A 21751-nucleotide genomic window follows, 5' to 3' on the forward strand; every position below is an offset into this window, starting at 1 on the left:
TCCTCCGAACGGCGGGGAGTGTCGCCCCGGCCACCGACCCTGTCTATATCGGTAGCCGGTACTCTGATCGCCAATATAACGGTAGACGTACTAGTGGGCAACGGGACAGCTGGCCGCCCCGCTGGAGGCGCGGGTCAGTGCGGGTCAGTGAGTTTCAGTGCAGTTCGGTGAGGCGGCGGCTTCCACTGCCGGTCACCGCCACCGCGATCGCCACTCCCGCCGCCATCAGCAGCCAGCGCAGCAGGAGCAGCTCGTCACGGTCGAGCGCCACGGCCCGCAGGGCGTCGCCGAGCTCCCCGAGCGCACCCAGCGCGAGCCGGCCGAACCACACGACGGCCGCGGCGGCCGCCAGCCGTGGATCCTGCCCGCCGAGCAGGACGCACAAGGCGGGCAGCAGGACGGTCAGGCCGAGGCGGAGCGCGACCGGTGCCGCCTCTCCCACGGTGCAGGTCGCGGCGAGTGCGAGCAGCGGGCCGGCGGCGTAGGTCGCGGCGACGCCGGCCCGGCGCGCGGACCGCGGCCAGTGCCGCACGGAGGGCCCGGCCGCTGCCGCCGGCCTTTGCGCCGGACGGCCCAGCAGCAGGCCCAGGAAGACCACGCCGAGGCCGGACAGCCAGCCGAGATCCCCGTACCCGCCGCTGTTCGCGGCGGTCAGACTGGCTGTGATCGTGACCAGGACCGTGAGCGCGGTTGCCGTCAGTGCGCCGGCCCGCCGCCCGCTGTATCCCAGTCCGACGCCTACCGCCCCGCTCACTCCCGCCACGGCGGTCCACCACTCGGGAACCTGACCAATCAGGAGAGCGGGGGTGATCCGGGGCGTCGCGCCGCCGAACTGTGCGGTCCAGACATCCACCGTCATGACGAGCAGTAACACCACCGCGCCGAGGTACAGGCCGCCGCGCCAGATGTCGACAGGCCCCGGTCCGGCGCGGGCCCGTGCGCGCAGGCGCAGCGCCAGCGCGGCGAGCGACCCGAGCTCGCCGAGGTGGGCGCGCCGGCCGCGGGTGGCACCGACCTCCGCGACGGTGAGCGCCACGTCGTGGGTGAACGCGGGGTCCACACCCTCGAGGCGGGCGGCGAGCCACCGCGTCGACGCGGCGAGCCGGCCGTCGCTCCAGCGTCCCAGCGGGCCGGGGGTGGACGCCGTCACGTGCCGCGCAACCCGAGCCGGGCCACGGCCAGGTCGGCGTTCGCCCGCAGCCTCGCGGCCTCCTGAGCAAGCAGGTCGGCACCGGTGTCGGTCAGCCGGTAGTTGCGGCGTGGCGGGCCGCCGTCCGACACCTCACCGTCGAAGGCGACGAGCCCGTCAGCCTCCAGGCGTTCGAGCGCGCCGTACAGGGTGCCCGCGCGGAGCCGGACGCGCCCCTGGGACATCTCCTCGACGGCCTTGATCACCCCGTAGCCGTGCAGCGGCCCGGGCCCCAGCGCGGCGAGAATGAGAAACGTCGGTTCCCGCAGCGGGACGGAGGCGGACACCCCGCGATCATACCGTCGACTGTGCCGCCCATCGGTATACCGGCGGCCGGTGATCGGCCTAGGAATCCTCGGGCGTCGCACAGGTGGAACGGGGCCGGGCTCCCAGGTGCGGATGGATCCCCGGGTGCAGCTTCAGCGTCGCGGCCACCCGGCGCAGCAGGCCGACGAACACCCGCCGCTCGTCGGCGGTCAGATCGCGGGCGATCTCGCCCTCCAGCGGTGGGAGCATCTCCGCGACCTGCTCCAGGAGTGCCGTGCCGGCCGGCGTCAGGTCGATCTCGAAGGCCCTCCGGTCCTGTGCGCTGCGCCGCCGCCGGACCCAGCCCGCCTCCTCCATCTCGTCGATCAACCCGACCATGTTGTTGCGGTGCATGCCCAGCGCGTCCGCGAGCTGCTGCTGGGTCCGGCCCGCGGCCGCGGTGGTCAGGTTGCTGAGCACACCGAACGCTCGCGGTGAGACGCCGAGCGGCGCCAGCCGGTCGGCGAACTCCTGCGCCGTGCAGGCGCCGACCTGGGACAGCAGGAAGGGCAGGGACGCGGAGTAGGGGGCCGCCGGGACGTCGCTCACGAGTCGGAAGTGTACCGTCCAGTGATTGTCATCTAAGGTGACAATCACTGGACGGGCGTTTGGCGCCGATTCTGTGTGATCGAGGTGGGGAGTGGCTGAGATGAAGATCGCCGTGGTGGGGGCGACCGGGCGGACCGGAGCCCTGGTCGTGGAGCAGGCACTGGCCCGCGGCCATCGGGTGACGGCCGTGGCACGCCGGCCCGAGGCGGTGCCGGCCCGGCACGACAACCTGCAGGTCGCCGCCGCGGACGTGCTCGACCGGGACACCCTCCTCCCAGCGCTCGCCGGCGTCGAAGCCGTCGTCTCGGCGCTGGGCGCGGCGGCCGGCAGGGAACCGACGACGGTGTACTCCACCGGCGTCCGCAACCTGCTCGCGGCGATGCGGGCCGGCGGCGCGGGCACCATCGCCGTGATCTCCGCGACCCCGGCGGGGCCGCGCGGCGAACTGCCCTTCCTGGAACGGCGGCTGATGATGCCGGTACTCGACCGTTTCTTCGGCGAGGCCTACGCCGACATGCGGCGGATGGAGGACATCCTGCGGACCAGTGACGCCGACTGGATCTCGGTGCGCCCGCCCCGCCTGATCGCCCGCCCCGGGACCGGCTCCTACCGCGTCGCCACGGAGGCGCCGCTGCCGAGGGCCCGCAGCATCACCTATTCCGACCTGGCCATGGCCCTGCTGGACGTGCTCGACCGCCGCGACCTCCACCGCCGAGCGGTAACCGTCGCGCACTGAACCGCCGCCGGCCGCCGGCCGGCACGACGTGGAGGGCCTCGGTGCGGGAGCGGTGTCTCCCCGCCGCAGCAGCGCTCTGTGCAGGCGGGCGTTCTCCTGGTACAGCCGTTGTAGTTCAGCCTGCCGCCTCCTTTATCTCAGTGGCAGGGGCGCGGTCACGGCGTATAGGGCCTTCGTAACAGGAGTCCTGCGAGGAACCCGTACGGCGGAGTCTGGAGTAATTTTGAGCGACGCGGGAAGCCGAGTGGAAGGTGGCGTCACAACGGTCATCTTCGGATTCGACCCCGGCTCGGATCTACAGTAGGGAGACGAGGGGTTTCTGTGTCGATTCCATTGTGGCGAACGGGTGTGGCTGGAAGGGTTGTAGTCGGAGAGTATGGTGGCCGTTATATCTGCATAGAAAAAGACAGGGCCGGAGCTGGTTGGCATATCTACGTCTCGGAGAATCCGCCGGGTGACCCGGGTGAGGGTTGGGATATTTGGGCCGAGAATGAACGCCGGATAGAAGAGTGGTTTCAGGATCTTGAGATCGCTGTTGAATGGGAATCTGGTTGAACGGATCTTTTTCGTCCGTACTCGGACTCCTGGCGTGCGCCGCGGTCGGGTGGCAGCAGGATCTGCGGGTCTTCGCCTGATCCCGGTTCTCTCATCAATGCTGAGGAGCACCGTGCCGGCCGGGGGCAGGGCTCCGGCAAGGCTGCGGGCTAGTAATTCAGGTTTCATGATCGCCTGAAGTGGTCGTTCGAGTTGGCGGGCGTGGGGGCATAGTGCCTGGGCGATGTTGGTGGCGCCGGTCAGGCGCAGGATGCTGATCGTCAGGTTGCGGAGGCTGGCCATGACCTGAGGGGCGTTGCCGGTGCTGGCGCGGTGGTCGTCCTCGTCGAAGGCGACGTCGCGGATCCAGTGCAACTGGTTCTCGATGGTCCAGTGGCCGCGGGCGAGGTCGTCCTCTCGGGTCCGCCGGTGTGGGGCCGCCGTCGGCGGGTGATCTGGACGGCCTGGACGGCGTGGGGGAAGTCGAGGCCGGCGCGGGCCTCGGTGGCCTCGACGACGCGGTCTCGGTGCGTCCATTTGTCTCAGGTGGCGGCGATTAGATTTTTGGTGAGAGTGGGTGATGCTTTGTCGGCGAGGGTCCATAAGACGACGTGATCCATGGAAGAATAGCACTTTACGAAATAGGCGTGCCGACCGCTTCGGCCTGCCCTACTCCCCATCCTCTGCCGGCATACGAAGGGATTCTGAAAGCGGGAGGCGGACTGGGCGGGGCCGCAAATTTTACCAGTGGTTTCGCTCGGTGGCGGGACCGCCGCTACTGTGCACCCTGATCGAAGGAATGCTGCTATGGCTGCTGACGGGATAGTACTGCGACCCCGCCTCTATAGTTGGGCGATGACAGTGCCAGCAATGGCCTTTGGAGCGATCGGCCTAAGTGGACTGGTAGTTTCCGCTGACGAGGTGGGAGGCGTAGGTGGCCGCATCTTCAAGCGGAGCTATAGCGACACTGAGTACCCTCTTGATTGTGAGACTAATTCGCCTTCGAGTCGTGGTGGGAGATGTGGGGATTTCACTTCACAGAATCCAAAACACCAGGAAATTCTCCTGGTCCGAAATAAATTCCACCTCCATTGTCGATCCGGGCGAAGTTCTTCCCTGGCGAATTCCCGTTCTATCGCTCGAGAATGGTAAAACTCTACGCCTGGATGAATATCGGAGCCTTCGAAATGACCCTTCGTTATCGATCGCCGAATCGGTCGTTCGCCTCTTGGTGGACAAGCGAGCAAACTACTACGGACACGGGTAATGAATCTGGGCGGCTAAAGGACGGTCTCGCGCTTTAGTGGATAGAGCCGTGAGCGCGGGCCCCGTACGATCCATCAATCATCGAGGTAGGTTCTGGTGAGGCATGTACCGACATCCCTGGCTCGAACCATCTTGACAGGTAGGGCCGCGACTCGGCGAGGCCGGTCGCCGGTGTGGTCCACAGTGAGGCAGCCGGAGGGCGCCGGCGCAGGTCATCGGGTGGCTGCGGGTACAGGCCCGTGGCTGGTGACAACGCCGACGGTGCCCTCGGCGAGCCGGTAGGACAGACCGACTACCGCACATCGTCCTGCGGCGACCTCGGCCGCGAGCAGGACTGATCGGCCGACCAGGCCGTCGACCGTCCGCCGGATATGCGTGCGCACGAACGCGTCGATGTCAGTGTGTCCGGCCGCCCGCGCCGACAACACACTCGGCATCACCCGCTCGACCACGTCCCCGAGATAGCCCGCAGGCGCGGTCCCGTCACGATCTGCCTCGGACGCCGCGGTGACAGCGCCACACGAATCGTGCCCGAGAACGACGACGAGTGGCGCGCCGAGCACGCTGACGCCGTACTCGATGCTGCCCAGAACCTCAGGCCCGGCGACGTGACCGGCGGTCCTCACCACGAAGAGATCCCCCAACCCCCGGTCGAAGATGATCTCAGCTGCCAGGCGGGAATCAGAACATCCGAACAGCACGGCGAACGGATGCTGTCTCGGCGCCACAGCCGATCGACGGTCAGCATCCTGGTTCGGGTGCAGCCGTTCACCGCGCACGAAGCGCGCGTTGCCTTCCCTCAGAACCGCGAACGCCTCAGCGGGCGAGGAAGCAGCGAGATTGAAATCGGGCACGCGCAGCAACCTATCTGGTCGGGCGCCGAACCGAACCCGATCACGCCAACGCCACCAGCAACCACAACCAGCCGGGCGCCGCGAAGGCCCGGTCGTCGAAGTGTCTCCTCCGGGTGCCGGGGCGTCCCTATGCCCGGTCCCGCCCCTCGAACGCGGCCCGCCATCCCAAACCCAAGATAGTCAACGCCGTTGACGGCCCGTGCCTCCGACTGGTGATCTTGCTGTTCTACCGAGAGGTATTTGATCTCCGTCGGGAATGGATGGCGCGACGAGCTCGCCGCGAACATATGCGAAAATGGTTTTCGCACCTCCACCAGTGATGACGTCACGGAGTGCGATTGTCGTCGCGCCAGCCATGAATGACATCGGGGGCGTACAGGGGATTGGCTGGGGTGACCCGGGTCGATGTCGGGCAGGGCGATGTCGGGTCAGCACGTGGATGTGGTCCCCTGCACGCCTTCCAGCCAGGCGCCTTCGAGGTCGGCGTGACACAGGTCCGCGACGAGGAGGTCGTCCCGGACCAGGCAGATCTCGTTGATGGGACGGCGCCGGGTGTCAGGGTCGTCCACTACGGCATGAGGGCCGCTCGCGCCGGAGGCCGGCTCCTGGCCTCGTTGTCGGATAGCCGTCAGCGGGTACCGGTCGGTCCGGCGAGTCGGGGCGGGTGCCGCGGCCGCCGGGCATCTCGTTCGCTGCGTTACCGCAGGTCAGAGTGCTGCGGTGGGGTCGAAGCCGGTCATGCGTCGGTCGTGTTAGGGCCCGGGTGGGCGTATCACTGCCAGACCGGGACCGATCGCGCTTTGCTACCATCCGGCACTCTAGGGGTGCCCGAAAAGGGGCACGGATGGTGATAGCGGGCGTGTCTCGCGCACCATCGTTCCGCGGGGCGGCGACCAGGAGGTCGGTCTGTGTCGGTCATCGACCGGGCTCGGGTGGCCACGGCACTGCCGGGGTACGTGCTCGGCCGCGAGCTGGGCGCGGGCGCGTTCGGTCTGGTGATTGCCGGGCGTCGACTCGCACCCGGCCCCGTCGCGCCTGGCCTGGACCAGGCGGGAGGCGACGCGGCGGGCGACGGCGCCGCAACGGACGTGGCCGTCAAGATCCTCGACCTGGGCGTGGCCGACGGTGACGGCCCCAGCGGGGCGTCCGCGGGCACCGTCGTGCTCGGGTCGGATCCCGGTGCCGGTCCGCCGCCGGCCCCGGACCGTGACCAGGACGCCCGGATCCTCACCCAGCTCGATCATCCACACCTGTGCCAGCTGCTCGACATCGTCCCCGCCGACGGGCTGCGGCTGCTGGTGACCGAACTGCTGCCCGGCGGGACGCTGGCCAGCCAGAGCCTGACCCCGCAGGCCGCGTGCGCGGTCGTGCTCGCCGCCGCCGACGCGCTGATGCATGCCCACGCCGCCGGCGTCCTGCACCGCGATGTCAAACCCGCCAACATCCTTTTCGCCGCGGACGGCCGGCCGAAACTGACGGACCTGGGCGTGGTCGGGCTCGTCGACGGGACGCCGCTGACCGCCGGCGGGGTCGTCGGGACCGCCCAGTACATGGCGCCCGAGCAGGTGACCGGGGGCCGCCTGGGGCCCGCGACGGACATCTACGCGCTGGCCGCGACCCTGTACGAGCTGCTGGCCGGGACGCCGCTGTTCGGTGCCGGCCTGACCGCGCCCGACCTGTTACGCCATCACTGCGAGGTCGTCCCGGCTCCGCCGCCGGGCGTTCCGCCACCGGTGGCGGCGGTGCTGGCCAGAGCGCTGGCGAAGGCGCCGGGGGAGCGGCACCGCACCGCCGGGCAGTTCGCCATGGATCTCGCCGCGGCCGCGCGGCTGGGGTACGGCGGCGACTGGCTGGCGCGGGCGGACGTCCCGCTGGCGGTCAGTGACGGGCTGCGCGAGCAGGGGTCGGGGCCCCACCCGGCGCTGGGACCGCCGGGCGCCACCGGCACCGGCACCGGCGGCACACCTGGCTCCGGCACCTCCGGGGCCGGAGCCAGCACAGGGGCCGAGGACGATCCGGCGGGGCGGACCACGAGGCTGGACCCGCCGCTGCCGCCGGTGACCTCCCTGCTTCCGGAGCCCGTGCCTGTCGGCCCGCCCGGCGCGTTCCCGCCTGCGGCGCCAGGCGAGCCGGCCGGTGGCGGCCCCGGTCACCAGGCTGCCGGCCACCATCCCGGCGGACCGTGGGCCACCCCCGGCGCCACGCCTGGCAGAGCACCCGACGCCGGCCCCGGCGGGCCTGAGGGACCGGCCGGCCGGCGGGCGTCCCGGCGGCGGGTGTGGATTGTCGGCGCCGCGGTCGCGGCGGTGCTGGCGGTCGTGGCCGCGCTGGTCGTCCCGCGGGTCACCGGCGACGAGCAGGCGGTCACCGGTGCCGCTCCGGCCAGCCCGCTGAGCGGTCCGGGTACGGCGGCGCCGCCGGAACGGCCGGGACCGCTGCCGCCGCCACCGCCGTACCCGGTGGTCACGGTGGCCGGGACGGGCGAGGCGGCGTTCTCCGGCGACGGCGGCCCCGCCGGCTCGGCGGCGCTCAACGGCCCGTTCGGGATGGTCGCGGACTGGGCCGGCAACATCTACGTCGCCGACTTCGACAACAACCGGGTCCGGCGGATCACGGCGGACGGGACGATCACCACGATCGCCGGGACCGGCGAGGCGGGCTTCTCCGGCGACGGCGGCCCCGCCACCCAGGCGCAGCTGCGTCAGCCGGCGGCGGTGGCGCTCGACTCGGCCGGCAACATCCTGATCGCGGACACGTTCAACCAGCGGATCCGCCGCGTCGACCCGGCCGGGATCATCACCACCGTGGCCGGTGGCGACGACCGCGGGCCCGGCGGCGACGGCGGCCCCGCGACCGAGGCCAGCCTCTGGTACCCCGGCGGGGTCGTGGCCGACCCGACCGGCAACATCTACATCGCCGACAGCGGCAACAACCGGATCCGGCGGGTCGGCACCGACGGGATCATCCAGACCGTGGCCGGCGGGGACGGCGAGGGCGCGTTCGGTGACGGCGGCCCGGCGGTCGACGCCCTGCTGACGTTCCCGATCAGTGTGGCGATGGACCGCCCCGGCCGGCTCTACATCGCCGACTCCGGCAACAACCGGATCCGCCGGATCGGGCTGGACGGGGTGATCGAGACCGTCGCCGGCACCGGCCTGCCCGGCTACTCCGGCGACGGCGGGCCGGCTACGCGCGCCACGCTGCGTTCCCCGCGCGGGGTCGCCGTCGACGCGCGGGGCGCCATCTTCATCACCGACCGGACCAACCGGCGTATCCGGCGGGTCGACCCGTCCGGGATCATCACCACTGTCGCGGGCACCGCCCACCCGGGCCGGGACGAGTCCGTCGACCCGGACGAGATGAGTCCCGATGGGCCGGTCGCGCTCGATCCCACCGGGGACGTCTTCGTCGCCGACCGGCGGCACAACCGGGTGCTCCACGTGGAGCTGACCGGCTCCGGGTAGCACCGGAGCCGCCGGCCGTCCCGGTGCCGGAACGAGAACCAGCGGACCAGCGGACCAGCGGACCAGACAGCCGGACAACCGACAGACCGGACGACCAGACCAGGACGGAGGGGAGCCGTGCCAGTCGTCGACCGCGCGCGTGTCGCCGCCGCGCTCCCGGGCTACGGGATCGGCGGTGAGCTGGGGTCGGGTGCCTTCGGGCTCGTCCTCGCCGGCTACCACCAGGAGCTCGACCGGCGGGTCGCGGTCAAGGTGCTCTCCAGCGGAGCGGCCGAGGCGGCGGCGGACTTCCGCACCGAGGCCCGGCTGCTCAGCAGGCTCGACCACCCGCACATCGTGCGGACCTACGACTACGTCACCCGCGGTGACCTGTGTCTGCTGGTGATGGAGATGCTGCCCGGCGGGACGCTGACGCACCGGGTGATGCGCCCCGAGGCCGCCTGCGCGGTCGGCCTCGCCGTCGCCGACGCGCTCGCCCACGCGCACGCCCACGGCGTGCTGCACCGTGACATCAAACCGGCGAACATCCTGTTCACCGACGCCGGCCAGCCGAAGATCACCGACTTCGGTATCTCGAAGGTGTTCGAGGGGTCGGCGTCGACGGCGAGCCGGGTGGTGGGCACCCCCCGCTACATGGCCCCCGAGCAGATCACCGGCGACCGGCTCAGCCCGGCCACCGACCTGTACGCGCTCGGCGTCGTCCTCTACGAACTGTTCACCGGCGCGTCACTGGCCCCGCCGTCGCTGCCGCTGCCGGTGCTGCTGCGCCATCACACCGAGGTCGTCCCGCCCCCGCCGCCGGGGGTGCCGGCTCCGCTGGCCGCCGTGCTGATGCGCAGCCTGGCCAAGCGGCCCGAGGACCGCCATCCCAGCGCCCGGGCGTTCGCGATCGATCTGGCCCGCGCCGCCACCGCCGTGTTCGGGCGGCACTGGCTCGACCGCGCCGGCATCCCGATCCACCTCGCCGACGACGTCCGCCAGATCACCACCCGCAGGTTCGGGCGGGCCCCGCGGGCCGACGACCATCCGTGGCGCGGTGCCGGCGGCCCGGGCCCGGCCGGACGGGTGCGTTCCCGGCTGCCCGCGGTGCTGCTCGCCGGCGGCGGATCCGGCGGCCGGGTGCCGCTCGCGGTGACGGCGCTGGCTGTCCTCCTCGCCCTAGTCGCCGGTGGCGGGGTCGGCTGGGCGGTGTGGGGCCAGCCCGAGCCCGCGCCCCCGGCGCCGCCCGCGCCGCCGCCGGCCTGGCAGCCGGAGCTGGCCACGGGCACGATCACCACCGTGTTCGGGGCCGGCTCGGACGGCTTCTCCGGCGACGGCGGTCCCGCCGTACAGGCGGAGTTCGACCGCGCCAGCGATCTGACCATCGACGCCCCGCGCGGCTACGTCTACGTCGCCGACACCGACAACCACCGGATCCGCCGCGTCGACCGGGCCGGCACGATCACCACGGTCGCCGGCACCGGGGCGGACGGCTTCTCCGGCGACGGCGGCCCGGCCACCGAGGCGCAGCTCGACGAGCCGACCAGTGTCGCGGTCGCCCCCGACGGAACCCTGTACGTCGCCGACACGCGGAACCACCGGGTCCGCCGCATCGGCCGGGACGGGATCATCACCACGATCGCGGGGCAGGACGAGTTCGGTTTCGCCGGTGAGGTGAGCGAGGACGGCCTGGCCTACTCGGGCGACGGCCTGCCCGCGGTGAACGCGAAGCTCAACTACCCCAACACCGTGCTGATGGAGACCGATGGGAGTCTGCTGATCGCGGACGGTGAGAACAACCGGGTCCGCCGCATCGGCCTGGACGGGATCATCACCACGATCGCGGGCACCGGCGCGGAGGGCTTCGGCGGTGACGGCGGCCCGGCCACGTCCGCCCGGTTCAGCTATCCGAGCGCGCTGGCCCGCGGCCCCGACGGCAGCCTCTATGTCGCCGACCAGGACAACCACCGGGTGCGCCGCATCGCCGGGGACGGGACGATCAGCACGCTGGCCGGGACGGGAAAGACGGGGTACTCCGGTGACGGCGGCCCGGCCGACCAGGCGCAGATCAACGCGGTCGGCGCCGACCTCGTCGTCGACGCTGCGGGCAACGTCTACCTCTCCGACCCGGGGAGCAACCGGGTCCGCCGCATCGCCCCCGACGGGACCATCACCACGATCGCCGGTACGGGGGTGTCGAAGTACTCCGGCAACGGCGGCCCGGCGACCGCCGCCGAGCTGGTGTACCCGGGCGGACTCGCTCTCGACCAGCTCGGGAACCTCTACATCGCCGACGGTATCGACAGCCGGGTGCGAGCCGTACGCCTCCCGCCGGGCAGCTGCGCCGCCGCGCCGTGCCCGACGTCCTCACCGGCCCCCGGCGCGTCACCGGCCCCCGGCGCGTCACCGGCCCCCGGCGCGTCACCGGCCCCCGGCGCGTCACCGGCGCCCGCCGGACCCGTCCCGCCCGCGACAGCTGCGACGCCCGCGGTCGCGGGCACCGCGGCCTAGGGTCCGGCGTGCCCGCCGTCGACCGCGCGCGGATCGCCCACGCGCTGCCCCGCTACACCCTCGGCGACCAGCTCGGCTCGGGCTCGTTCGGCCTGGTCATCGCCGGGCACCACCAGGATCTCGACCGCCCTGTCGCGATCAAGATCCTGGTGGCGGCGCTCGCGGACGACTTCCGGGCCGAGGCGCGGATGCTCAGCCGCCTCGACCACCCGCACATCGTCCGCATCTACGACTACGTCGCCCAGGACGACCTGTGCCTGCTGATCATGGAGAAGTTGGGGGGCGGCAGCCTCGCCCAGCACCGCCTGCGGGCCGAGGCGGCCCTCGCCGTCGGGGTGGCCGTCGCCGACGCGCTCGCCCACGCGCACGCCCACGGCGTGCTGCACCGTGACATCAAGCCGGACAACATCCTGTTCACCGACGCCGGGCAGCCCAAGCTCACCGACTTCGGCATCGGGAAGATCGTCGAGGGTGGGGCGGGCACGGTCAGCCGCGCCGTCGGTACCCCGAAGTACATGGCGCCCGAGCAGATCACCGGTGCGCCGGTCGGGCCGCCCGCGGACCTCTACGCGCTCGGCGCCGTCCTCTACGAGCTGGCCGCGGGCCGGCCCATGTTCGACCCCGGGCTGGGGGTCGCGCAGCTGCTGCGCCATCAGTGCGAGGTCGACCCGCCCGCGCCGCCCGGCGTGCCGCCGGTGGTGAGCGACATCATCCTGCGTGCGCTGGCCAAGGATCCCGCCGCCCGCCAGCCCGGCGCGCACGAGCTGGCCCGCGCCCTGGCGGAGGCGGCCCTCGGTCTGTTCGGCCCGGACTGGCTGGCGCGCAGCGGGCTGATCGTCCGGCGCACCGAGACCACGGACGCACCGGATCCGCCCGGTGGCACCGGCACCGTCCGCCGCTTCACCCCGGCCGCGGGACGGTCCGTCCCGCCCGGACCCTCCGGTCCGGTGAGCCCACCCGGCGAACCCGGCCCGCCGGGCTCACCGGGGGCGGCTGACCTGGCGGTGACGTCCGGTCCGGTGGCGGTTCCGGTCGCGCCGGGTGGGCCCGGTCCGGAGGGCTCCGCGGGTTCCGGCGGCGCCTCCGGGCCGCCGGGGCGGAACCTGTTCGAGGGCACCCCGTACGGCCCGCGCCGGCGTACCGCCGGGTGGGGCGGGCGGCGCGTCACCGCCGTCGTGGTCGCCGGGGTGGCCGCGGTCGCCCTGGCCGTCACCGGAGTGGTCGTGCTCGTCGGCGGCGGTGCGGGCTCCGACGACCAGGTCGCCGTCCCCGTCACCCCGACCGCCCCGCCGCGGACTCCCGCGCCCGCGACGATCGACAGCATCGCCGCCTGGGCCGCCGCGCCGTCCGGCGGTTTCTACGTCGTCGAGGACGGCGGCACCCGGCTGTTGCGGCTGGGTTTGGACGGGAAGGTGTCCGTCGTCGCGGGCACCGGTGCGCAGGGGTCGGACGGTGACGGTGGCCCCGCCGTCCAGGCACGCCTGCGTGGGCTCGACGCCGTCGCGGTCGACGGCGCCGGCACCGTCTATCTCGGCGAGGACTCGAACGGCAAGATCAGGAGGATCGGCCGCGACGGGGTGATCACGACGGTGGTGGGTGGCGGGACGCGCCTCGCCCGGGAGGGCGAGCCGGCAACCGAGGTCTCGCTCTCCTTCATCTCAGGCCCGATAGCCGTCGACACGGACGGCGACCTCTACCTCTACGGCGCGGGCCGGATCTACCGGGTCGACCGAGACGGCATCCTGCACGTCGTCGCCCGCACGCAGGAGCCGGGATCCACCGAGGCGCCCCCGGAGGGCGAGGAGGACGTGCCCGTCGTCGCGGCCAACATCGGTGACCTGGAGGTACGCGACGGACAGGTCTACATCGCCGACTACTCCGCCGACCGGATCCAGGTACTCGGCCCGGACGGCGCCGTGCGCACCCTGGCCGGCGGCGGCCGGGAGGGCGACAGCGGGGACGGCGGCCCGGCGACCGCCGCCGCCCTGAGCCTGTCCGTCGATGCCTCTGTCCTCGCGTTCGACCCGGCGGGCGGTCTGTACGTCGTCGAGTCCCTCGGCAACCGGGTGCGGCGGGTCGACCCCGGCGGGACCATCACCACCGTCGCCGGCACCGGCGAGCTCGGCTCGGACGGCGACGGCGGCCCCGCCGCGAAGGCCCGGCTCTGGTTTCCCCGCCGCATCACGGTCGACGCCGCGGGCGTCCTGTACGTGAACGAGACCGGCACGACCATCCGACGGGTCGGCCTCGACGGGATCATCACCACGATTCACGAGTGACCGTGGCGCCGCGAGCGTGAGAGCGCGAGGCCCCGGGCCGTCGCCAGGTCAGGACGGGGACACGCCGGAGTCCTGGCCGCCGGTGGCGCGCCCGGCGGTGATCAGGGAGAGGACCTCGGCGAGGTAGGTCTCGGCCGCGGTCTTGCTGATCCCCAGGGCGGTGAGCGGGCCGGTGCCGTCCTCCAGCTCCAGCAGCGCCAGCAGGATGTGTTCGGTGCCGACGTAGTTGTGCCCCAGCCGCAGCGCCTCCCGGAAGGTGAGCTCCAGGGCCTTCTTGGACGGCCCGTCGAACGGGATCAGAGCGGGAAGGTCGTCCACCCGCGGGGGCAGGGCCGCGGTCACCGCCTGGCGGACGGCGTCGAGGGAGACACCCTGGGCGGCGATGGCGGCCGGGCCGAGGCCCTCCGGGTCGGCGAGCAGACCGAGGATCAGGTGGCCGGGGGTGATCTCGGCGTTGCCCGCCGCCCGGGTCTCGTTCTGGGCGGCGACGATGCTGTTGCGGGCCCGCGGGGTGTAGCGGCCGAACCCCTGTGACGGGTCGAGGCTGGACGGCTCGCCGGGCCCCTTGGGTACGAAGCGCTTCTGGGCGGCCTGCTTCGTCACGCCCATGCTGGCGCCGATCTCCGTCCAGGACGCGCCGGAGCGGCGGGCCTGGTCGACGAAGTGGCCGATGAGGTGGTCGGCCACCTCGCCGAGGTGGTCGGCGACCATGACGGCGTCGGTGAGCTGGTCGAGGGCGTCCGAGTGCGCCTTCTTGATCGCCGCGATGAGGTCGTCGAGGCGGACGGGGTTGCTGATGGGGACGGGGCTCGGGTTCGTCATTCGTCAACTCTAGGTTGACGCTCCTCGAAGCGTCAACCTAGAGTTGACGAATGGCTGCGGCTGCGGCTGCGTTCAGTCGGTCGTGCGGCGCCGGTAGAGGGCGACCGCCAGCGGCGCGCACACCGCGACGATCCCCACCGACCAGAGCACGGCGGCGACCACCGGGTGCTGCATCGGCCAGGCGTCCGCGGCGGCCGAGGGGTTCGGATTGCCGAACAGGTCCCGCGCGGCCGCCGTCACCGCGCTGACCGGGTTCCACTCGGCGATCGCCCGCACCGCGGCCGGCATGCCGGCCGCGGGCACCATCGCGTTGGAGACGAACGCGAGTGGGAACAACACCACCAGCCCGATCCCCTGCGCGCTCTCCGGGCCGTCACTGACCATGCCCAGGCACGCCGTCGCCCAGGCCAGCGCGTAGGCGAACAGCAGCGGGATCGCGAACGCCGCCACGAACCGGGCCGGCGAGGTGTGCGGCCGCCAGCCGATCGCCAGCCCGGTGAGCACGACGATCGACATGCACACCAGCGACGAGAGCAGGTCGGACAGCGACCGGCCGACGAGGACGGCGGCCCGCCAGATCGGCAGGGTGCGGAACCGGTCGACGGCGCCGCTGCCCAGATCCGTGCTCAGGCCGACCGCCGTCCCGATCGAGGCGGTCGTGAGGTTCAGCGAGATCAGCCCGGCGATGGCGAACTGCTTGTAGTCCCCGCCTCCGACGGCCACGCCGCCGCTGAGCACGTACACGAACAGCAGCGTGAACAGCACCGGCTGGATGGTCACGTCGGACAGTTGCAGAGGTTCCCGGGCGACGTGGACGAGGTTGCGGCGGGTCAGCACGACGACGTCGCGCACCGCCTGGCCGATCGAGCCCGACCGCGCGGGCGCCGCGGGCGCCGCGGGCGTCGCGGGCGTCGCGGGCGTCGCGGGCGTCGCGGGGGCGCTCGGCGTGGGGGTGCCGGTCGCGACGGTGAGCTGGGACATCAGGACACTCCCTGGCCGGTGAGCGCGAAGAAGACGTCGTCGAGGGACGGGGCGTGCACGACGACGTCGTCGACGAGCGCACCCACCCCGTCGAGGGCCCGGATCACCTCGGTCGCCACCCCGGAGCCGCTGCGCACCCCGGCCCGCAGCCGCCGCCCGTCCGCGTCGACGTCGACCCGGCCCTCGACGAGAGGCGCCAACGCGGGGAGTGCGCCGTCGTGCGGGGCGCTCAGCGTGACCTCCAGCCGGTGCCCGCCGGTCGCCGCCTTCAGCTCACCGGCGGTGCCGCGGGCGACGACCCGGCCGTGGTCGATCACCACGATGCGGTCGGCGAGCGCGTCGGCCTCCTCCAGGTACTGGGTGGTCAGCAGGATCGTCGTGCCGGCCGCGACGAGGTCGCGCACGACGTCCCACATCCGCGCCCGGCTCGTCGGGTCCAGCCCGGTGGTCGGCTCGTCGAGGAACAGCACGGCCGGGTGGGCGACCAGGCTGGCGGCGAGGTCGAGGCGCCGGCGCATCCCGCCCGAGTAGCCCTTCACCACGCGGTCGGCGGCGCCGGCCAGCTCGAACCGCTCCAGCAGCTCGTCGGCGCGGGTGGCGGCCGCGCCGCGGCGCAGGCCGCTGAGCTCGGCGACCATCCGCAGGTTCTGCCGGCCGGTCAGCGCCTCGTCGACGGTGGCGTCCTGCGCGGTCACGCCGATGCGTCGGCGGACCTCGCCGGCCTGGGTGACGACGTCGTAGCCGGCGACGCGGGCGTGACCGGCGTCCGGCCGGGCCAGCGTCGTCAGGATCCGCACGGCGGTGCTCTTGCCCGCCCCGTTCGGGCCGAGGACACCGAGGATCGTTCCCGCGGGGACGCTCAGGTCGACCCCGGCCAGCGCCTGGGTGTCGCCGTAGCGTTTCGCGAGGTCCGTCGCCTCGATCATGATCTGGTCCATCCGGGCTCCGTCTCGCCGAATATTTACCTGCCAGCAGGTAAGCTGACTTACCTGTCGCAAGGTAAGTAACATCGTGTCAGGTCGTCAAGTAGGTTGAGATCATGCCCAGACCGCCCGCGCCCACCGAAGGGGAGAAGAGCACCCGGGAACGGATCCTCGACGTGGCCCTGGAGCTGTTCAGCACCGCCGGGTACGAAGCGGTGTCGCTGCGCGAGATCGCGGAGCGGATGAACTTCACGAAGGCGGCGCTCTACTACCACTTCTCGAGCAAGGACGACATCCTGCTCGCCCTGCACCTGCGTCTGCACGATCTCGGCCGGGCGGGCTTCGACGATCTCGAGGCGGATCTGGCCCGCCCGGAGCGCTGGCCGCAGCTGCTCGACCTCGTCGTCAACACCATGCTGGCGAACCGGTCGCTGTTCCTGTTCCACATCCGCAACCACGGTGCGCTCGAACGGCTGCACGGCCACAGCCACGACGCCGACCACGCCGACCTGCAGGAGCGGTTCCAGCGGATCCTCACCGACGAGAACGTCCCGGTGGAGCTGCGGGTGCGGCTGATGTGCGCCCTCGGCGCGATCGCCGGCGGGTTCGTGCTCGGCGGTGAGGTGCTCGCCGCCGTCCCGGACGCCGACCTCGGCCGGATGCTGCGCGCCGCCGTCGGTGACCTGATGTCCCCGGCCGCCGCCCTCGCGCAGCCGACCCGCACCTCCTGACCGAACCGCGCCGTGTCGCGCGGGTAGCCGTCAGGTGGCGACGGGTGGCCGCGCACCTGCCATGATCCAGGGCCATGACGACGCGGGACGGGCGGCAGCCGGCCAGCCGGCGGGGATTCCTCGACGCGACGCTGCGGCTGGCGGCCTCCGGCGGGTTCGCCGCGGTCGCCGGCACCGGGGCGGCGGGCTGCGACGGCCCGGCGCCCGACCCGGGCGGCGCACCGTCGGCCACCGCCGCGCCCCGGCCCTTCGCCACCGGCACGCCGGGCCCGATCGCCGCCACCGACCTGGTGGACGTCGACACGCTCTGGGGCTGGGTCGAGCGGATGACCGCGGTGGGACCGCGGTTCACCGGCTCGGCGGCGCACCGGCACCACATCGACGACCTCGAGCGACAGCTGCGCGACTACGGCCTCGAGGTGACCCGCCATCCGACCCCGCTGTCGCAGTGGCTCGCGCGGTCCTGGTCGCTGCGGGTCACCGACGCCACCGGCGCGACCCGGTCGGTGCCCGTCGCCTACTACCGGCCGTACTCGGGGGAGACCGGCCCGGCCGGTGTCGAGGGACCGCTGGTCGACCTGGGCGCCGGCGCCGAAGCCGACTACCAGGCCGCCGGCGCCGGCCTGGCGGGCGCCGCGAGCGGCCCGGGTGCTCTGGGAGCCCCGGATGCCCCGGGCGTCCCGGGTGCGGGGTCGCCGTCCGGGGCGATCGTGCTGGTCGACGCCCCGGTGGCCCGGCTGCGTGCCTCGGTGCTCGCCGACCTGGCGTACGACGTCCACCCGCCCGAGGCCCGCGCCGAGTTCGCGGCGGAGGACTACTCCCGGGTCTGGCTGGGGATCCCGCCGGCGCCGAGCCTGGCCACCGCCCGCGCCCACGGCGCCGTCGGCATGATCGAGGTCTCCGACATGTCACCCGCCCTCGCCGCCGGGCAGTACACCCCACACCAGCAGGAGCACGCCGACCTCCCGGCGCTGCGGGTCGACCGGGAGCAGGGCGCCCTCCTGCGCGGCCTGCTCGCCCGCGGGCCGGTGCGCGCCACCCTCGTCCTGGACGCCGACCGGAGCCGCACCACCGTCGACTACCTGCTGGCCCGCCTGCCAGGAGCCGGGCCGCGCCAGGACCCACGAACCGTCCTCGTCGCCACCCACACCGACGGGCAGAACGCGCTCGAGGAGAACGGCGGCCCGGCGCTGCTCGCGCTCGCCGAGTACTTCAGCCGGTTCCCGGCCGCCACCCGCCGCCGCGACCTGCTGTTCATGTTCTCTCCGAGCCACATGACCGCCGAGACGGCGACCGTGAAGCCGGACGAGTGGCTGCGCGAGCACCCCGACATCACGGCGGGGATCGACATGGCGCTCGCCGTCGAACACCTCGGCGCCATGGCCTGGGACGACGACGGCGGCACCGGCCCCTACCGCGCCACCGGCCGCACCGAGCCGGTCGCCGTCGCGGTGGGCAACAGCGAGACCCTGCGCCGGCTGGCCACCGACGAGGTCCGCCACAGCGACCTGGCCCGCACCGGCATCCAGAAGCCGTTCCAGGACGGCCTCTACGGCGAGGGGACCTTCGCCTACCGCCTCGGCATCCCCACCATCGCGATGATCACCGGGCCGGCCTACCTGTTGCAGGTCACCCCGGGCGACAACCTCGACAAGCTGGACCGGGACCTACTGCATCGCCAGACGCTCTTCCTGGCCCGGCTGCTCGCCCGGATGACCGAGCTGCCCCCGATCGCCGAACTGCCCCGGGTCACCGGGCTGCCCGGCACCACGCCGGCCTGAGTACGGAGGCAGTCGATACCAGCTGTAGCGGCGACCAGAACAGGATGCTGACCGTCGAATCCGGTATGCGGAATTGAGGACCGTCGTGACCTTCTCCAAATTGTATGGCAGCATCTGCCGTCTGATTGGGAAGGAGCCTCATGGCCAGATGTGCGCCAACGTTCATCCGCCGCTTCGCTCCGGTCGCCGCTCTGACGGTCGCCGCATCTTTGTCCGCATCGGCTTTGTCCGCAACGGCCGGTATCGCCGCCCCGTCGACATCCCCGCCCACGCCCGTCCTCGCCCGTCCTTTATCGGCGGACACACAGGCCTGGTGGAACTACGACCGTCCGGCCACCTATCAGACCGTCTCCACCGAGACCACAGTTCCGGCCCGGGACGGCACCCCGCTCAGCTGCACCCTGGTCCGGCCGGCGACCAACGGTGCGCCGGCCGCGGGTACCTTCCCCGGCCTGGTCGTCGAGTTCACTCCGTATACGGCATTACGGGCGAGCTACGTCGCCAGCGAGGCCACCTATTTCGCGACCCACGGCTACAACGCCCTGGTCTGCAACCTGCGGGGGACCGGCGGATCAGGGGGCACCTGGCAGCACGCCATGTCGCCCCAGGACGGCAAGGATGCCCGCGACCTGGTCGAATGGCTGGCCGTCCAGCCCTTCTCGAACGGCCGGATCGGAATGACCGGCGAGAGCTACGGCGGTGACACGACCTACGCCGCCGCCATCAACCGGCCTCCGCACCTGGTCGCCATCGCCCCGCTGCAGTCCCCGGCCGACCTCTACAGCGACGTCATCTATCCGGGTGGCATCAAGACCACAGAGGGCGGCAGCATCGACAACTGGCCCGACACCGCTCAGCTGATCAGCGGCGGAGCGATCAACGCCGAGGCCGAGTACGCGGCCAACCGCGCGCACCCCACCTACGACGACTACTGGCAGTCACGATCGTTCGTCGGCCGCCATCATGCGATCAACGTCCCGATTTTCGCGATGGGCGGCTGGGTCGACCAGTACTTCCGCTCCGGCCAGTTCACCAACATCGAAGGTGCCCTCGGCCGCACGTGGGCCATCTACGGCCAGTGGCCGCACCAGGCCCCGCTGCGGTATCCGAGCTGCGGGCGGGTCTGCAACTCCGAAGGACTCTCCCCGGGGATCACACTCGCCTGGTTCGACCACTGGGTGATGCGGATTCCCAACGTCCCGATCCCGCCCCGGCCGACGCTGGTCAGTTACGCCGGCGCCAGCCCCGGCACGACCTCAGCGGGATGGCGGGAGATCATCGGCTACCGGCCGACCGGCACCACCACGCGAGCGTTCACCCTCAACCCGGACGGCTCGCTGGGAGCGGCCAGCCCGACGGCCGGAACCAGGACGTTCCACCAGCCGCAGGATCCGTCGACCGCCGGGGGGTCCGTCCTCTTCCAGACCAGCGCGCTCACCGCACCGACGGCACTGTTCGGCCGCCCGACGCTCACGCTGCGGGCGAGGCTGTCCGGCCCGGACGCCAACCTCTACGTCGAACTGCTCGACGTCGGACCTGACGGTACCGAGACGCTGGTCAACAACGGCTTCCTCCGGGCCAGCCACCGGATCTCGAGCGTCGTGCCCACCCCGGTGCCGACCGGGGCACCCGTCACCCTCACCGTTCCGATCCGGCCGGACGACTGGCAGTTCGGGGCCGGCCACCGCATCGCCGTGCGCGTCTCCGGCGGCGTCTCGACGATGCTCACCCAGAATCCGACCCCGGTCGACGTCACCGTCGCCACCGGCGTCGGCGGCTCCACCCTGACCCTTCCGACCGTCGCCTGACCCTGAGCCTGTGGGGCCTGCCCGGCGCCTAGCCTGGTGGTGGACGGTCCGATCCACCGTCACGGGCGCACGGGCAGGAGGGCGAGTGGCTGGGGACGGCGCAAAGCGGCCGTACCGGACATCGCCGAGTGTGCGACAGGCCCGGGCCGACCGGCTGGAAGCCGCGGCCCGGGCCGTCGAGTCAGCCGCTCTCCAGTTGTTCGAGCTCCGCGGATTCGACGTGGTGACGGTCGACGACATCGCGGCCGCCGCGAGGATCTCCGTCCGCACGTTCTACCGCTACTTCCCAGCCAAGGACGATGTCCTGCGGGCCGTCGTCCGGCGCCGGGCACAGGCCGTCGCAACCGCCCTGGCGACCCGACCCGCGGACGAGGCGCCGATGCGTTCGGTCCGCCAGGCCGTCCAGGACGTCGTCGCCGCCGAGGACTCGGCCGAGGTCGCCCGGTGGGTCCAGGTCGTGGAGGCCAGCCTCTACGCCACCCGGGTGATGCTCGGTGTGAGCATCCTGGAGTTCAACGGCGTCCTCGCCGAGTTCCTTGGCATGCGGCTGGGCAAGGCGCCCGACGACCTGGAGCCCGCGATGCTCGCAGTCGCCGCGGGTGCGATCATCCTCGCCGCACAGACCCGCTGGTATCTGCTCGGCGGAGACCTGGCGGCGACGATCAGCGATGCCCTCACCGTCATCGACACCGTCGTCCTGGGCGGGGCCGGCGCCAGCGAATGATGCGCCATCCCTCGCTCCGAGGAGTGGAAGTCATCGTGGCAGACGTTTCACGTCGCACCTGATCGAAGCCGCGCGCGGCTAGAGCGCCGGTCAGGTAGTCAGGCTGCCTGTTGATCGTTCCTGTGGCGGGCGATGACGTGGAGGTTGTGGACGACGGCGGTGCGGCGTAGGTCGAACAGGTTCTTGCGCTGTCCGTGGTAGCGAGCGCGGCGGCCTTGCCAGTGGCCGACGTGGGCGAGGGTGTGTTCGACCTTGGTGCGTTCGCGTAGCCGGGCGCGGCCGGTTGGTGTCACCTGGCGTTTGCGGAGTTCAGC

16 protein-coding genes and 1 pseudogene are annotated in these 21751 nt (G+C 72.3%); 8 read left to right on the forward strand and 9 right to left on the reverse strand.

Features of this window, described 5'->3' with window-relative positions; translation table 11 throughout:
- Window positions 1–154 precede the first annotated feature (154 nt).
- From E0504_RS47660 to E0504_RS47670, 3 genes are read right to left on the reverse strand one after another with little or no spacing between them, the layout of a single operon-like run.
- The gene (locus tag E0504_RS47660) at window positions 155–1150 is read right to left on the reverse strand and encodes a hypothetical protein (protein WP_112108829.1); all 996 of its coding nucleotides are present in this window, start codon (window positions 1148–1150) and stop codon (window positions 155–157) included.
- Window positions 1147–1476 carry a PadR family transcriptional regulator gene (locus E0504_RS47665; protein WP_083391002.1) on the reverse strand — a complete coding sequence of 110 codons (330 nt, stop codon included), beginning with the start codon at window positions 1474–1476 and terminating at the stop codon, window positions 1147–1149. Before E0504_RS47665 ends, E0504_RS47660 begins: the two co-directional genes overlap by 4 nt.
- 58 nt (window positions 1477–1534) lie before the next feature.
- Window positions 1535–2044, reverse strand: coding sequence for a MarR family transcriptional regulator (locus tag E0504_RS47670; RefSeq protein WP_235014875.1), 510 nt, complete (start codon window positions 2042–2044; stop codon window positions 1535–1537).
- Between the two features lie 100 nt (window positions 2045–2144).
- Here E0504_RS47670 and E0504_RS47675 point away from each other — a divergent pair, with 100 nt between their 5' ends.
- On the forward strand, window positions 2145–2780 hold the full coding sequence (locus E0504_RS47675) for an NAD(P)-dependent oxidoreductase (RefSeq protein ID WP_071063472.1): 636 nt from the start codon (window positions 2145–2147) through the stop codon (window positions 2778–2780).
- 2012 nt (window positions 2781–4792) lie between these two features.
- Here the strand turns inward: E0504_RS47675 and E0504_RS47680 are convergent.
- Both E0504_RS47680 and E0504_RS51030 read right to left on the reverse strand, forming a co-directional pair.
- On the reverse strand, window positions 4793–5434 hold the full coding sequence (locus E0504_RS47680; protein ID WP_071063414.1) for a carbonic anhydrase: 642 nt from the start codon (window positions 5432–5434) through the stop codon (window positions 4793–4795).
- 428 nt (window positions 5435–5862) lie between these two features.
- Window positions 5863–6003: a hypothetical protein gene (locus tag E0504_RS51030; RefSeq protein WP_160144362.1), complete on the reverse strand. Its 141-nt coding sequence runs from the start codon at window positions 6001–6003 to the stop codon at window positions 5863–5865.
- Between the two features lie 339 nt (window positions 6004–6342).
- Between E0504_RS51030 and E0504_RS47685 the strand changes: the two genes are divergently transcribed.
- The 3 genes from E0504_RS47685 (at window position 6343) to E0504_RS53885 (ending at window position 13667) form a co-directional block, all read left to right on the forward strand.
- Window positions 6343–8898, forward strand: coding sequence for a protein kinase (locus E0504_RS47685; RefSeq protein ID WP_112108827.1), 2556 nt, complete (start codon window positions 6343–6345; stop codon window positions 8896–8898).
- Window positions 8899–9015: 117 nt separating this feature from the next.
- On the forward strand, window positions 9016–11388 hold the full coding sequence (locus tag E0504_RS47690) for a protein kinase (protein ID WP_131627827.1): 2373 nt from the start codon (window positions 9016–9018) through the stop codon (window positions 11386–11388).
- An 8-nt stretch (window positions 11389–11396) separates the two neighbouring features.
- Window positions 11397–13667, forward strand: a complete 2271-nt coding sequence (locus tag E0504_RS53885) for a serine/threonine-protein kinase (RefSeq protein ID WP_131627829.1) — start codon at window positions 11397–11399, stop codon at window positions 13665–13667.
- A 48-nt stretch (window positions 13668–13715) separates the two neighbouring features.
- Here the strand turns inward: E0504_RS53885 and E0504_RS47700 are convergent, their stop codons facing one another.
- The 3 genes from E0504_RS47700 to E0504_RS47710 form a co-directional block, all read right to left on the reverse strand.
- Window positions 13716–14489, reverse strand: a complete 774-nt coding sequence (locus E0504_RS47700; protein ID WP_112104806.1) for a Clp protease N-terminal domain-containing protein — start codon at window positions 14487–14489, stop codon at window positions 13716–13718.
- A gap of 72 nt (window positions 14490–14561) precedes the next feature.
- On the reverse strand, window positions 14562–15470 hold the full coding sequence (locus E0504_RS47705; RefSeq protein ID WP_131627831.1) for an ABC transporter permease: 909 nt from the start codon (window positions 15468–15470) through the stop codon (window positions 14562–14564).
- Window positions 15470–16408, reverse strand: a complete 939-nt coding sequence (locus E0504_RS47710) for a daunorubicin resistance protein DrrA family ABC transporter ATP-binding protein (protein WP_020461615.1) — start codon at window positions 16406–16408, stop codon at window positions 15470–15472. The genes E0504_RS47705 and E0504_RS47710 overlap by 1 nt, the downstream gene beginning before the upstream one ends.
- Before the next feature lie 101 nt (window positions 16409–16509).
- On the opposite strand from E0504_RS47710, the gene E0504_RS47715 reads away from it, so the two are divergent.
- The 4 genes from E0504_RS47715 (at window position 16510) to E0504_RS47730 (ending at window position 21437) form a co-directional block, all read left to right on the forward strand.
- Window positions 16510–17124 (forward strand): TetR/AcrR family transcriptional regulator, encoded by a 615-nt coding sequence (locus tag E0504_RS47715; RefSeq protein ID WP_020461616.1) that lies wholly within the window; start codon window positions 16510–16512, stop codon window positions 17122–17124.
- Window positions 17125–17198: 74 nt separating this feature from the next.
- The gene (locus tag E0504_RS47720; protein WP_112104808.1) at window positions 17199–18905 is read left to right on the forward strand and encodes a hypothetical protein; all 1707 of its coding nucleotides are present in this window, start codon (window positions 17199–17201) and stop codon (window positions 18903–18905) included.
- Window positions 18906–19045: 140 nt separating this feature from the next.
- A complete protein-coding gene (locus E0504_RS47725; protein WP_112104809.1) occupies window positions 19046–20713 on the forward strand; it encodes a CocE/NonD family hydrolase in 1668 nt (555 codons plus the stop codon).
- Between the two features lie 85 nt (window positions 20714–20798).
- Complete coding sequence (locus E0504_RS47730) at window positions 20799–21437, forward strand: TetR family transcriptional regulator (protein WP_112104810.1); 639 nt, start codon at window positions 20799–20801, stop codon at window positions 21435–21437.
- Between the two features lie 98 nt (window positions 21438–21535).
- Here the strand turns inward: E0504_RS47730 and E0504_RS47735 are convergent.
- Window positions 21536–21751: pseudogene (locus E0504_RS47735) on the reverse strand (IS5/IS1182 family transposase); the annotation flags it as partial.

The sequence above is a fragment of the Parafrankia sp. BMG5.11 genome (assembly GCF_004337455.1).